Below are 12951 nucleotides of genomic sequence, written 5' to 3' on the forward strand. Positions count from 1 at the left end.
ACCATCATCGTTATCAATGGAACATGAAAAAGATGACTCCCGTACAGTACAGGAATCATCTCCTTGAATCAGCATAAGTTTTTTTATTAATGTCCTTTACAAGGGGTACAGATTATGTGGCCCGCTCGCTTCATTTATAAGACGTGTTATCATTCATCCCCCATAAACGCCTCCATTGTCACCGCCGTATCTGACGAGATGCCGTCCTTCTTCACGACTTTCCCGACCGTCTGCAGGATGATCTTCCAGTCGTTGAAGAACGTGACATTGTCGACGTATTTCACGTCGAGCGCGAAGCGATCGGGCCACGACAGCCGGTTCCGGCCGTTCACTTGGGCGAGGCCCGTCAGTCCGGGACGTACATCGTGACGTCGGCGTTGCTCCTCGTTATAGCGCGGTAAATATTCGACGAGCAACGGGCGCGGTCCGACGATGGCGATGTCGCCTTTGACGATATTGAGCAAGCTCGGCAACTCATCGAGACTGAGCGACCGGAGCGTCTGACCGAACGGGGTCAACCGGACCTCGTCCGGCAACAGCTCGCCGTGCTCATCCCGCTCATCGGTCATCGTCCGAAACTTCACCATCTCGAAGATGACGCCGTCCTTCCCGGGACGTTTCTGTTTGAACAGCACCGGCCCCCCGAGCTTCCACTTGATCAGACCCGCGACCGTCACGAGGACGGGACTCAATACGACGAGCGCAGCCGACGCGAGCACCACGTCTTGTGGCCGTTTGACGTACGTCTCATACATCCTCATCACACTCCCCCCTTTCCGAATCGCTTGCTTGGGATCATCGACCGGACCAAGTCTTTCTCGAACGCATCGACCGTGAACACCCACATGAAGATGGCGTAGGCGAGGACGAGTCCCATTCCTTTGAAGACGAAGCCGAACAACGTGTCAGCCGGAAACCAATACTGGACGATGAAGCCGAGTCCGAGAACGAACAGTAATCCCGGGGCGAGCTTCACATGACACTCTCGGAAAAATCGGAACACGTCGAGCTTCAACACTTTCGCGTAGATGATGTTCATGAACAGCGTATTGCCGCTCAAGTATCCAATCATGACCGACAGCGCCGCCCCCGTCGCCCCGAACGGACCGCTCAGGAATGCCGAGACAATCAAGGCGATCACCGCCGACAATACCATCCCGTACGCCCGGTAGCGGACCTGGTTCGTCGCGACGAGGTGGATGTTGGCAATCTCTTGCGGTAGCGTGATGATCCCCATCGCGATCAACAGTGCCGCGACGACATACGATTCTTTGAAGTCGTCCCCGACCCAGAAGTGGATGAACTCCGCGCCCATCGCGATGAACACCATCGTGATGAGCCCAATGACGTACAGTTGGATGCGACCGACCCGGATCATCAAGTTCTCGATGTCTTTCAAACCGCCCGAGTGGTTGAGCCGGGTCACTTTTGGCAAAAACAACGAGTTGACGGCCGTGGCGATTAACAGGACGTATCCTTCAATGACCATCCCAATCGAGAAGATAGCGACGGCGACACCGCTCGCGAAGATGACGAGCACGGTCGGCATGATGTGCATCAAGAAATTCTGTGTCGCGGACACGGTCGTCTGCCACGAGGCGAAGACGAAAATCTCGCGATACATCCCTTTTCCCGACGCGGTGAAGTCGATTTCCGTGTCCGTTCCTTTCCAGACGTACAGCAACTTACACAAGTTGATCAGCAAAATCATCGCCGCGTTGACGACAACGAGGGCATAGACCCCGTAACCCATGACGAGCGCCCCGATCGTGAAGCTGACGATGAGGATTTTCTCGAGGAAGAGCAGCGTGTTCAGCTGGATGAAACGCTCGTTGACGATAAAGACAGCGTCGATTGGTTTGGCGAGCAGCGTAATCAAGATGTAGAAACCGACAATCGGATACATGACTTTCAACTTCTCCATGTCACTCGCGCTCAAATTGCCGTAAATGACGTCGAGCAGGAAGTAGAGGACAACGAGGACGACCGTCAATAAGAGCGTCAAGAAGAAGAACAGTTTATAGGCGATGCCAAGAAAGCGAATCTCCCCGGCTCGGTCGCCGTGCGTCCGATAGTTGCTGAGGAAACGGGCGACGACGACCTCGAGCCCGAGGTTGAACGCGAAGATGGCGATAATCGAGAACGACAGGACGTATAACCCATAGTCCCCTTGCCCAATCTTACTGATCATCCACGGCGTGTAGAGGAGCCCCGAGATGATATTGAACCCGATCGATCCGTACGAGACCAAGGCGCCGTATTTGATTTGATTCGAACTCGCCTGTTCCGGTTCGATGGCATATTTGGTCGCCATGGTAGAGCCTCCTCATTGATACGTATAGTAGTAGGCGTCCTTGCCTTGACGCGATTCGCGACGGTTCAAGACGATACCGAGAATCTTCGCTCCGGTCATGAGCAGCTGGTCACGTGCTTTGACGACCTCATCCCGGTCGGCCGATTCACAACTGAGGACGAGGATTGCCCCGTCGACTTCCTGGGCAATAATCCGGCTGTCCGCCACTTGCATGATCGGCGGTGCGTCGAGCAGGATGATATCAAAGTCGTCCTTCATATGATCGAGCATTTCCCGGAACGCCGGGGCCGCTAGCAACTCGGACGGATTCGGCGGGACGACGCCCGCGACCATGACGTATAAGTTGTCGAGCTGGGTCGGTTGGATGGCCGCCTCGGCCGTCGAGCGTTTGGCGAGCACGTTCGAGAGCCCGACCCGTGAGTCGATATGGAAGATTTGATGGATCGTCGGACGCCGCATGTCACAGTCGACGAGCAGGACGCGCTTGCCGAGTTGCGAGTAGACGACGGCCAAGTTGCTCGCGGTCGTCGACTTCCCTTCCCCCATCGACGTCGAGGTGATGAGCAGCGTCTGCAACTTCGAGCCGAGCGATGTGAACTCGAGATTCGTCCGGAGCGTCCGGTATTGCTCCGAGATCGGTGACTTCGGTTCGTAAATCGTGATCAAGTTTTTCGTCATCCGATTATGATAGTTTTCGTTGCGTTTTCGGAACATACGGTTCACCCTCCTTTACGACTTTTGGTTCCTGCGGCTTCCGTTTCTCAGGTTTCGCGATTTGACGATCAAACAACGGGATCGACGCGATGACCGGGATACCGAGGATGGCTTCGGCCTCGGCCTCGGAGCGAATCTGTTTATTGAACAAATAACGCATGAGGACGATACCGCTGCTCAAGATGAAACCGACCAAGACACCGAGTGCCGTGTTTCGTGGGATATTCGGTTCGACCGGTTCGGCCGGGATGAATGCCGGCGATAAGATTTGCGTATTGTCGATATTCATCAATTTCGGTACCTCGTTCGAGAAGACGCGTCCGAGCTCGTTGGCAATGGTGGACGCGAGCGCTGCCGAATCGGCCGTCGCCCGGATGGTGATGACTTGCGAGTTCTCCTCGCTCTCGATGACGATCTGGTCCTCGAGTTTCTCCGGGGCGTTGGCGATATTCTCGCGCACCTCGTTCAAGATGATCGGACTCTTCATGATAATTCGATACGTGTTGACGAGCCCTTGAGACGATTGGATTTGCGTACTGTCGAGCGTCTCCGTCCCCGTTTGTTTCGGCACGACGAGAATCTGGGTCGATGCCTCGTACGTCGGCGGGATAACGTAACGGCTGAGCGAATAGGCGATGCCCCCGACTAGGACCATGGTGAACAGGATGACCCATTTCTTCGTTTTTAGGATGAACCAAATATCGCGAATCGATGCGTTGATGTCTTTCACGGCAACCTAACCTCCTTCATTGGTGCGACTCATAGTTGTATGCGTTGTTGGATAATGACCATTTCCCCGTCCCGCTTCCCGTCAAATACAAACAGGAAGGAGATGCCTATCATTTTTTTGAAAGATTTGTCTACGTCGTGACAACAGGCGGAACGGGCTGTTTCGCTTGTTCGGCCCGGTGCCGGCTATAGGCGACGACAAAGACGAGCAAGATCAACAGATAAGCGATGGCGCGGAGCCGCAGCGCGGTCCCGATATTATCGTTCGTGATGGCGATCAAGCCGTTCCAGACGAACGCCTGCGTCAAGATGAACTGTTGTACTTTCGTGACGTAGGCGCGTCGTGACCAAAGGAACAACAAGATGAGCGTCATCGGCAACGCCTCGATGAAGAAGGCGAGCAAGATCGTGAGGCCGCGTACGTCCCATGGGAGCGGGCCGACGAGGTTGCCGAGGTAACTGTGTACATAATTGACTAAGAAACCGAAGTAGTTTGATGCGTCGAGCCGGATGCCCATCTGACTGCCCCCGGCGAGGAAGCCGATGCCGTCGGAGCGATACTGCAACGCCGAGCGGAGCGTCTTGTCGACGATCGGGACTTGGACATCCATGAAGAACGTATAGATGACGCCGAAGAAGACGAGCGCGAGCGTCAGGATGACGAACGGTCCGGCGACTTTGCGCACCGCTTGAAGTGACAGCCATAGGACGGTCGCCATGACGAACGACAGAAGCGCATATGTCCGGAACTCACCGAGCAGCCAAACGGTCGGAATCAGGAGCAGGAAGTAGGTCCAATTCTTCTCGAACAGCCAACGGATGGCGAGATACGTCGCCGCAATATAGAGCATGTAAATCCAGACGTCCCGGTAAATCGATGTCGTGATGTTGATGAACAGGCTGATGTAGGCGATGAAACTGAACAGCGCGTATAGATAGGCGTAGTGGCGGATGCGTTTCTCTTTCTCCCCGAGCTCTGTCGTCGCGAGCTGAATGGAGACGAGTTTCAAGGCGAAATGGATGAGGAGCGCCATCCCGACGAAGTTGAACAGCCGGATGGCGAACACGCTCTCGGTACCGATCAACTGCATCAGCTTGCCGATGACCCATGGATAAATCGACGTGCGGATCCACGACAAGTCGTAAAACACGTTCATCGCCTGTTCCCAGTAGAAGACGCCGTCATCCCCTTCCCCGAACAAATGGTACGACACGCCGTTCCCGGTCGCGTAAATCGCGAGCGCGTAAAAGACGGTCGTCGCAAGCAGATAATAGAACAACACCAAGTACTTGACGACGCCGACCTCGGTATCGAGTTTCATGCGTCTCCCTCCTCTCTTTAGGCGATCGGTCGATCAAAACTCTCATAGATGCGTCGCATCTCCGTCTTCGAGCGGTCGACGTCGAACGCTTTGACCGACTCGCTGTTATGGAGCCCCATCTGATGGGACAAATCGAAATCGAGTTGCATCGTCCGGATGGCCCGGGCGAATCCGGCCACGTCTTCCGGCGAACATTTATAACCGGTGACCCCGTCAATCGAATAGTCATTGATACCGTGCACGTTCGACGTGATGAGCGGGAGTCCGGCCGCCATCGCCTCGAGCGCGGCCATGCCGAGCCCTTCCCGTTTCGACGGGAAGACGAAGCAGTCCGACGCCTTCATCACTTCGATGACGTCATCCCGGAAACCGAGCAAGGTCACTTGCCGCTCGAGTCCGAGTTCACGGATGAGCCGCTCGAGATGCTCCTTGTTGTCACCCGTCCCGGCGATCAAATAACGGAGCGTCGGTTCTTTGAGCGAGGCAATGGCGCGGATGATTGTCTCGTGGTTCTTGTTCTCGTTCAACTCGCCGACCGACAACAAGACGAAGTCGGTATCGCTGTCGATGCCGAGGCCACGACGTTTCAGTGGTCGATCGATCGTGACCGCCTCGATTCGTTTCGTGTCGACGCCGATCCCGGGGATGCGGAACGTGTGCGATGTCTTGAACGTCTGTGCCCGCGAGAAGTCCTCTTCGTTGATGGTGACGATCGTGTCGGTCATGCGGGCGAGCGTCCGTTCGACCGGATAATACAGCATCCAGTTGAGCGACGGGCTGCCTTTGAAAAAATGGAAGCCGTGCGCCGTATACATGCATGGGGTGTGCGTCTGACGCGCGACGAGCCGGCCGACGACCCCGCCGATCGGCGAGTGGCAGTGGATGAAGTGATAGCGGTTCGCCGTCATGACGGCTTTCAACTGTTGATAGGCGCGGACGTGGCCGTTCATCTTCTTGATGTCGCGCTCGAAATCGATTTGGAAGAGCGTGACGCCGTTCGCCTCTAGGTCCTGCTTGATGCGGGCGATCTTGTCAGCGGAATACATGCTGCCCCATTCGAAGTTCGTGGCGACATCGACTTGATACCCCATCTCTTGGAGCATGCGGATATTGTCGCGGTTGAAGCTCTCGATCATCGAGACGACCGAGGCGACCATGAGCACTCGTTTCATCGTTTTCTCCTCCTCACACACGTTTCCGAAGATAGTCGACCCCATGCAACATCAAGACGAGCGGGACGGTCCGTTCGTGCTTACAGAGCTGGAAGAACGTCCGCCACTTCACATCGAAATGCTCGAGCTCCATCTGCGAATAGGCCTGTTTATATTCGTCCTGGCGGAGCACTTGTTTGAGCGACTCGGCCTGGGCGAACAGCGACTTCGGTGCCGCCAGTTCATTCAAGCCGATGCCGATCATGCTGAGGGCGATGCGGTTGTAGAGGGCCTGCACATACTCCTCGCCGAGGTGGTGCGTCTCGATGTAGCGCATCAAGATGTGGAAGAATTGTAGCCGCGATGTGACGAGATTCCGTTTGTACGCACTCGACATCGAACCCGCGTCCGTCTTTCGGTAATGGTAGACCGGGTAGTCGACATAGACGAAACGCTGGCAGTTCTCGAGCGCCTCGATTTGGAAGTAGAGGTCGTTGAACGTACCGTACGGACCGGCCCCGAACGTGAGGTGTTTGACGAGATCGCGATGATAGAGCGTGAAACAGTTCGAGTTGAGGGCGTCAACGTTCTCCGGGTGGGCGAGCTCTTCCCCGACCAATCCGAACAAGCGACGATGGACGTGGCGCTTCGTCTCGTCCGCATCGAACGATAAAAAGTCCGCATCAAAGATTTTCTTCGGTAGCGAGCGGCCCTTGTACTCCCGGACGTATGTGCCCATGACCGCATCGGCACGTTCCCGTTCGGCATGCTCGACGAGGACACGAACCGCATCGAGGTCAAGCCAATCATCGCTGTCGATGAACATGATGTACTCCCCCGTGGCCATGCCAAGCCCCCGGGTGCGGCTAAAGGCGCAGCCCCGGTTCGTTTGGTCGAGCACTTGGACACGCGGGTCATGAATATATTCCATCAAGATGTCGTGGCTGTCGTCGGTACTGCCGTCGTTGATACAGATGATCTCGACGTGCGGATACGTCTGTTGCGTCAAGCTGTCGAGACATTGACGGACGTAGGCGCTCGCGTTGTAGACCGGGACGACGAGACTGACGAGCGGGGTGAGGCTTGGCATGTGGGTCACTCCTTCTAGGTTGTCGTTTCATGGTGTGAGTGAGAAATGGGGATGATTCTATCCTCGTTGTTCCCGTAAGCTCTTTCTGGTAACTCACAAACGGAATGAGCCGTGGATAATCTTTTCGTGAATTATAAAAAACGAAAAAAGCCGACCCTTCGGTCAGCTTCGCATGTCACTGAAGTTGTTCTTGCCGCAAGTTGCGGAAGATGTTCTCGAACAAACGCTCCTTCACTCGGTCCGACACGTACGAATTGTGCGGGGTGAGCGTCACCCACTCGAAGTTATAGAGCGCGTGATCCGACGGGAGCGGTTCGGTCTCAAAGACATCCAAGGCGACCCCGAAGAACTTGCCGTCCTCGAGCGCCGCGATGAGCGCCTCTTCATCGATGATCGACCCGCGCGCCACATTCAATAGGACGGCATCTTCTTTCATCGCCGCAATCGCCTTAGCATCGATCACATGATACGTGTCGTCAGTGAGCGGCAAGGCGATGACGACGACGTCGCTCTCCGCCAACACGTCGTGCAACTCATCCATCAACACGTAACGGTCGACGAACGGCACCTGTTTCTCACGATGACCGACACCGATAATCGTCATATCGAACGCACGGAGCCGAGTCGCGATTGCCTCCCCGACGTGACCGAGGCCGAGCAAAGCGACGGTCTTCCCAGTCAGTTCACGTAAACGACGTTCCTTCTCCCAATGCCGGTTCGCCTGTTTCTCTCGGAACGCCGCCCCCTGTTTCATAAAGTCGAGCAGCTGCCAGACGACCCATTCGGCCATCGGAACGGCATATGTGTCACCGGCATTGTAGACACGGATGCCTCGATCTTCGAGCTCGTCGAGCGGGAGACGGTCGAGGCCGGCACTGACGGCTTGGACGAACCGTAGTTGTTTAAAATCGTCGACATGACAATATTGGAACACGTTGTTACAAATCATGCCCTCGACTTCTGAGACGTCGATGTCTGTGACATCCGCCTCTTCACGGAGCGTCGTCACTGTATAGCCAAGTTGTTCGAGTTTTGCGAGTTGTTCAGGAGTCAACCGCACTCCTGTCGACAGCAAATTCAAGATAAGATCCCCTTCCGGTTCTGGATTTCCGTCGCGATGGCATCGACGGTCGAGACGAGGCTCAACCGGTTCAATTCCAACCACTCCGGTGTCGCGTGTTCGAGCTGTTGCTCGTACGCTCTAATTTTCCATACCCCTTCTTGGAACATTTGTGCCTGTCTGGCGTCAAATTTTCCGGTCGACCCGATATTGCAAAAGCTGCGCGACAAGATAGCGAGCGACGAGCCGAGTCGGACGTGCTCCCCGAGCACCTTCTCGGCCGGGAGTCTCCCTTCCCCGATTCGGGCGATGCCACCGAACCCATACGGGATGCCGACCGCTTGCATTTGACGCGTGACCGCCTCGACCGTCCCGTCGGCGAGCGGCTCGAACAGGAAACTCTGCCCGTAACTCAGATGCAGATCGTTCAGACCGATATGGATGTAGTCGATACCCGGTAATTTGAGCACGTCCGGCATACAGGCGACGGCCTCTTTCGTCTCACACAACAGACAGACGTCGGCCCGCTTGTCGACGAGCTCGATGAACGTCGCGACTTCGTCGACCGTCTTATAGTATGGCAACATGACGACGTCGGCCCCACGATTGATGACCTCATTGATCTCATAGCGCGAGCCTTGGAAAATCGGATTGACGCGGACGAGCAGCTCCGCATGCTTCAAGACCGCGCGCAACCGGCTCACGTCGCGAATCGCATGGCGTGAGATGACCGTATCGAGATGGCCTTGCCGTTCCTCTTTCCCGTTCAATTCCAAATCGACGAACACCCAGTCGACCCCGTTTTGTTCCGCGAGCAGCGCGATATCCGGCTGGTTTGTGATATACATCAGTTTCAAAGGCATGGCGAGCACTCCTCCCATCGATAGATTACCTTAGGAAAATAGCCCGTCCGAAAAACAACAAAACGGAAATGCGGATAATGCTTTTGGATTGTAAATGGGAAGTTTACAGATTTTTGAACAAATCCCTTTATAGGAAGTCACACCTCTCCCCTTCGAATATGCTTTGACATCAAATCATGTTCGCAACTTCCTTTTTGTTTTGTTTCAAATGCGGGGAATCGGAAATAACTAACGTACAGAACCATATTTTCGACAGTTTTCGGCAAAAAAGGGGTGACCAATCATGGAATGGATTGTGATATTTGGTGCAGGCGGTCACGCACAAGTCATCATCGATATTCTTGAATTGATGGGGCTCTACCGGATCGCAGGAATTTATGACGACAACCCAGCATTAATCGGGAAGTTCATCGCCGGGTACCCCGTGCTCGGTCTCGTCCATTCCAACGTCGTCGCCCAGAAAGGCATTATCGGAATCGGTGACAACGTCCAACGCGAGTCACTCGCGCGTGCCATCCGCGAACGGACACCAAACTTTGAATTCGTCAACGCCATTCACCCGAGCGCCGTCATCGGCAAGAACGTCACGCTCGGTGAAGGGACGGCCGTCATGGCCGGCAGCGTCATCAATCCGAACGCCGTCATCGGTCCGCACAGCATCATCAACACGATGGCATCGGTCGATCACGACTGTGTGCTCGAATCGTTCGCTTCAATTGCCCCAGGTGCCCATCTCGGGGGCAACGTCCATGTCGGCGCCCGCACGTTCATCGGCATGAGTGCGACGGTCATCCACAACGTCCATATCGGCCACGACACGGTCATCGGTGCCGGGGCCACGGTCGTGAAAGACATCCCGAACCACGTGGTCGCTTATGGCTCACCGGCTAAACCAATCAGGGGTCGAGTCATGAACGAACGATACTTGTGAACACAAAAACGAGGTCTCCCCGCGCCGGGTGACCTCGTTTTTCATTTCAACTCGCGATGCAGCTCACGGTCGGTGATATAATCCGGCTCGAGTTTCAAGATGATCCGCTCGAAATAGCGTTGGAGCAGATACATCCCGCCGACGAGAACGGCGAGCGTGAGGAAGACGGACGGTCCCGGTGAACCAAGATCGTACCATCCCAAAATCGAATAAAGAATCGCTAAACCGAATAACGTCATCCAGAACGGCAACCGGACGAGCCGTTGATACGTCACATTGTCGTTGAACGAGGCTCGGATCGTGCCGAACCGCCACTCGCGAACGAGGAGCGGAATGACGCCAAGAAAACCGAAACCAAGCAAGAGATATTCAGATTGGTCGACCTTATCAATCAGTATCCCGGTGATGATGAACGATGCGACTGCTAAAATGATGGCCCAGCGCTGACTTCGTTTCGCATAGTCGACGAGGCGCCGGATATGTTGTTCACGTCTCATGATTTGGTCTCCTTTTGTGATTGTTAATCTATGTACGAATTCTTTTCACCTTTGGTTTCAAATCGAAATAATCCCCATCTATAGAAGTAAAAAAATCTCACTTGTGACAGATTAAAGAAATCTGAATATTTGTAAATGTAAGCGTTGACATTTTGTTTTGGCGCGTGCTACATTTCAAGTATCAAATAACAACTGAACGGTCTCCTGCGCAGGAATGTTACCTTTAGTGGGCATAACCTGACTCGAGTCAGATGGTAGACGTGATTTCACGTATCTCATCTGACACGGGTCAGGTTTTTTATTTGACGCAAACCAAAAATCCAATGAAAAAGGAAGGTATGGACATGAAGTATGAACAGCTCGCACGCGACATTATCCAGCACGTCGGCGGCAAAGAGAACGTCAACAGCGTCGTCCACTGTATCACCCGTTTGCGTTTCAAATTAAAAGACGAGAGCAAGGCCAACACGGAAGCCCTCAAAAACATGGATGGTGTCGTCACCGTCATGAAGAGTGGCGGTCAATACCAAGTCGTCATCGGTAATCACGTCCCGGACGTCTATAAAGCTGTCGTCGAAGTCGGCGGTTTCCAGAACCAGTCACCGATTGAAGAAGAGGACGGCCCGAAAGGATCATTATTCAGCCGGTTCATCGACATCATCTCTAGCATCTTCACCCCTATCCTCGGCGTTTTGGCCGCGACCGGGATGATCAAAGGGTTTCAACGCCCTCTTCGTCGCCCTCGGTTGGCTCGACGCCACATCCGGCACGTATCAGCTGTTGAACGCCATCGGCGACTCGTTGTTCTACTTCTTCCCAATCTTCCTCGGCTATACGGCCATTAAGAAGTTCGGCGGCAGTCCGTTTATCGGGATGGCCATCGGGGCGGCGCTCGTCTATCCGACGCTGTCGACGCTCACGGCCGGTGACCCGCTCTACACCGTCTTCGCCGGAACCATGTTCGAGTCACCGATCCACATCACGTTCCTCGGTGTGCCGGTCATCTTGATGACGTACTCGACATCGGTCATCCCAATCATCATCGCGGCGTTCTTCGCAGCGAAGCTTGAGAACTTCTTGAAGACGGTCATTCCAGACGTCGTCAAAATGTTCATCGTTCCATTATTGACGTTGCTCATCATCGTCCCGCTCACGTTCATCTTGATCGGACCAATCGCGACATGGGCTGGTATGTTGCTCGGTAGCGCCACGGTCGCCGTCTACAACTTGAGCCCGCTCGTCGCCGGGATCTTCCTTGGCGGTCTCTGGCAGGTGTTCGTCATCTTCGGTTTGCACTGGGGACTCGTCCCGGTCGCCATCAACAACTTGACGTCACTCGGGGCAGACCCGGTGCTCGCACTCGTCTTCGCGGCCTCATTCGCGCAAATCGGTGCCGTACTCGCGGTCTTCCTTCGTATCAAAAATCAAAAGATCAAAACGCTCTCTATCCCGGCCTTCATCTCAGGGATCTTCGGGGTCACTGAGCCAGCCATTTACGGGGTCACGCTTCCGCTCAAAAAACCGTTCATCATGAGCTGTATCGGTGGTGCCGTCGGTGGGGCCATCATGGGTGTCATGGGTACGCAAGTGTATATCATCGGAGGTCTCGGGGTCTTCGGTTACCCGTCGAACATCTCACCAGAAGGCATCACGACCGGCTTCTACGGTTCACTCATCGGGACGGCCGTCGCCTTCGTCGTCGGTTTCGTCTTGACGTACTTGTTCGGTGGCGTCAATAAAGCGGTCGCCGCAACGCCACAACCAGAAGTCACACCGGTCGCAGAAGAAGTTTCAGCGACAAAAGTCGGCCAAGAACAGATCCTCAGCCCACTCGCCGGCAACGTCGTCAACTTGAAAGACATCTCAGACGTCGCCTTCTCATCTGGCTCGCTCGGCCAAGGCGTCGCCATCGAACCGACAGAAGGCAAGCTTGTCGCCCCGGTCGCTGGGACAGTGTCCGCTCTCTTCCCGACGCATCACGCCATCGGCATCACGACCGAGACGGGAGCTGAGGTGCTCATCCATATCGGTATGGACACGGTTCAACTCGAAGGCAAATACTTTAAAGCACACGTCACGCAAGGCGAGTTCGTCGAGAAAGGACAGCTGTTGATCGAGTTTGACCTCGACGCGATCAAACGCTCAGGCCGGGCCCTCACGACGCCGGTCATCGTCACGAATCGGAAAGTGATTTCACCGAGCCGCGCCACAAACGTTCGCTCAGGCGAAGCGTTGTTTGTCATTAACGAATAAATGTGGGAGGGCTCGTCCCTCCCCTAC

Annotated in this window: 12 protein-coding genes and 1 pseudogene; 3 read left to right on the forward strand and 10 right to left on the reverse strand. The window is 54.9% G+C overall.

Translation table 11 applies throughout. The annotated features are described in order from the left end of the window. Positions 1-77: IS3 family transposase (locus KNP02_RS15045; protein ID WP_353048771.1), on the forward strand; the 77-nt coding region annotated here is incomplete at its 5' end. 72 nt (positions 78-149) lie between these two features. Here the strand turns inward: KNP02_RS15045 and KNP02_RS03155 are convergent. The 9 genes from KNP02_RS03155 to KNP02_RS03195 all read right to left on the reverse strand — a co-directional run bounded on the left by KNP02_RS03155 (position 150) and on the right by KNP02_RS03195 (position 9243). Continuing rightward, positions 150-761 carry a sugar transferase gene (locus KNP02_RS03155; RefSeq protein ID WP_285800825.1) on the reverse strand — a complete coding sequence of 204 codons (612 nt, stop codon included), beginning with the start codon at positions 759-761 and terminating at the stop codon, positions 150-152. Next, on the reverse strand, positions 761-2314 hold the full coding sequence (locus KNP02_RS03160) for a lipopolysaccharide biosynthesis protein (protein ID WP_214709071.1): 1554 nt from the start codon (positions 2312-2314) through the stop codon (positions 761-763). The genes KNP02_RS03155 and KNP02_RS03160 overlap by 1 nt, the downstream gene beginning before the upstream one ends. Before the next feature lie 12 nt (positions 2315-2326). Continuing rightward, positions 2327-3028 carry a CpsD/CapB family tyrosine-protein kinase gene (locus KNP02_RS03165; protein ID WP_214709069.1) on the reverse strand — a complete coding sequence of 234 codons (702 nt, stop codon included), beginning with the start codon at positions 3026-3028 and terminating at the stop codon, positions 2327-2329. Beyond that, the gene (locus tag KNP02_RS03170; protein ID WP_214709067.1) at positions 2997-3758 is read right to left on the reverse strand and encodes a YveK family protein; all 762 of its coding nucleotides are present in this window, start codon (positions 3756-3758) and stop codon (positions 2997-2999) included. Before KNP02_RS03170 ends, KNP02_RS03165 begins: the two co-directional genes overlap by 32 nt. A gap of 130 nt (positions 3759-3888) precedes the next feature. Further along, the gene (locus KNP02_RS03175) at positions 3889-5079 is read right to left on the reverse strand and encodes a hypothetical protein (RefSeq protein WP_214709065.1); all 1191 of its coding nucleotides are present in this window, start codon (positions 5077-5079) and stop codon (positions 3889-3891) included. Between the two features lie 17 nt (positions 5080-5096). Next, on the reverse strand, positions 5097-6251 hold the full coding sequence (locus KNP02_RS03180) for a glycosyltransferase family 4 protein (RefSeq protein WP_214709063.1): 1155 nt from the start codon (positions 6249-6251) through the stop codon (positions 5097-5099). A gap of 13 nt (positions 6252-6264) precedes the next feature. Next, a complete protein-coding gene (locus KNP02_RS03185; protein ID WP_214709061.1) occupies positions 6265-7320 on the reverse strand; it encodes a glycosyltransferase family 2 protein in 1056 nt (351 codons plus the stop codon). 175 nt (positions 7321-7495) lie between these two features. Then, positions 7496-8401 carry an NAD(P)-dependent oxidoreductase gene (locus KNP02_RS03190; RefSeq protein ID WP_214751429.1) on the reverse strand — a complete coding sequence of 302 codons (906 nt, stop codon included), beginning with the start codon at positions 8399-8401 and terminating at the stop codon, positions 7496-7498. Beyond that, positions 8398-9243: an aldolase/citrate lyase family protein gene (locus tag KNP02_RS03195; RefSeq protein ID WP_214709057.1), complete on the reverse strand. Its 846-nt coding sequence runs from the start codon at positions 9241-9243 to the stop codon at positions 8398-8400. Before KNP02_RS03195 ends, KNP02_RS03190 begins: the two co-directional genes overlap by 4 nt. A gap of 283 nt (positions 9244-9526) precedes the next feature. On the opposite strand from KNP02_RS03195, the gene KNP02_RS03200 reads away from it, so the two are divergent. Continuing rightward, positions 9527-10174 carry an acetyltransferase gene (locus KNP02_RS03200; protein WP_058764582.1) on the forward strand — a complete coding sequence of 216 codons (648 nt, stop codon included), beginning with the start codon at positions 9527-9529 and terminating at the stop codon, positions 10172-10174. A 41-nt stretch (positions 10175-10215) separates the two neighbouring features. Here the strand turns inward: KNP02_RS03200 and KNP02_RS03205 are convergent, their stop codons facing one another. Further along, positions 10216-10671: a hypothetical protein gene (locus tag KNP02_RS03205; RefSeq protein ID WP_214709055.1), complete on the reverse strand. Its 456-nt coding sequence runs from the start codon at positions 10669-10671 to the stop codon at positions 10216-10218. A 344-nt stretch (positions 10672-11015) separates the two neighbouring features. On the opposite strand from KNP02_RS03205, the pseudogene KNP02_RS03210 reads away from it, so the two are divergent. After that, a pseudogene (locus tag KNP02_RS03210) lies at positions 11016-12924 on the forward strand (beta-glucoside-specific PTS transporter subunit IIABC). The last annotated feature ends 27 nt before the right edge of the window (positions 12925-12951 follow it).

The sequence above is a fragment of the Exiguobacterium sp. s40 genome, assembly GCF_018617905.1.
Classification (GTDB): Bacteria; Bacillota; Bacilli; order Exiguobacteriales; family Exiguobacteriaceae; genus Exiguobacterium; species Exiguobacterium mexicanum_A.

Bases quoted from the DNA above. Each gene is read 5' to 3' on its own strand.
- KNP02_RS03155 (WP_285800825.1), bottom strand. From the start codon at position 761: ATGAGGATGTATGAGACGTACGTCAAACGGCCACAAGACGTGGTGCTC.
- KNP02_RS03160 (WP_214709071.1), bottom strand. From the start codon at position 2,314: ATGGCGACCAAATATGCCATCGAACCGGAACAGGCGAGTTCGAATCAA.
- KNP02_RS03165 (WP_214709069.1), bottom strand. From the start codon at position 3,028: ATGTTCCGAAAACGCAACGAAAACTATCATAATCGGATGACGAAAAAC.
- KNP02_RS03175 (WP_214709065.1), bottom strand. From the start codon at position 5,079: ATGAAACTCGATACCGAGGTCGGCGTCGTCAAGTACTTGGTGTTGTTC.
- KNP02_RS03180 (WP_214709063.1), bottom strand. From the start codon at position 6,251: ATGAAACGAGTGCTCATGGTCGCCTCGGTCGTCTCGATGATCGAGAGC.
- KNP02_RS03185 (WP_214709061.1), bottom strand. From the start codon at position 7,320: ATGCCAAGCCTCACCCCGCTCGTCAGTCTCGTCGTCCCGGTCTACAAC.
- KNP02_RS03195 (WP_214709057.1), bottom strand. From the start codon at position 9,243: ATGCCTTTGAAACTGATGTATATCACAAACCAGCCGGATATCGCGCTG.
- KNP02_RS03200 (WP_058764582.1), top strand. From the start codon at position 9,527: ATGGAATGGATTGTGATATTTGGTGCAGGCGGTCACGCACAAGTCATC.
- KNP02_RS03205 (WP_214709055.1), bottom strand. From the start codon at position 10,671: ATGAGACGTGAACAACATATCCGGCGCCTCGTCGACTATGCGAAACGA.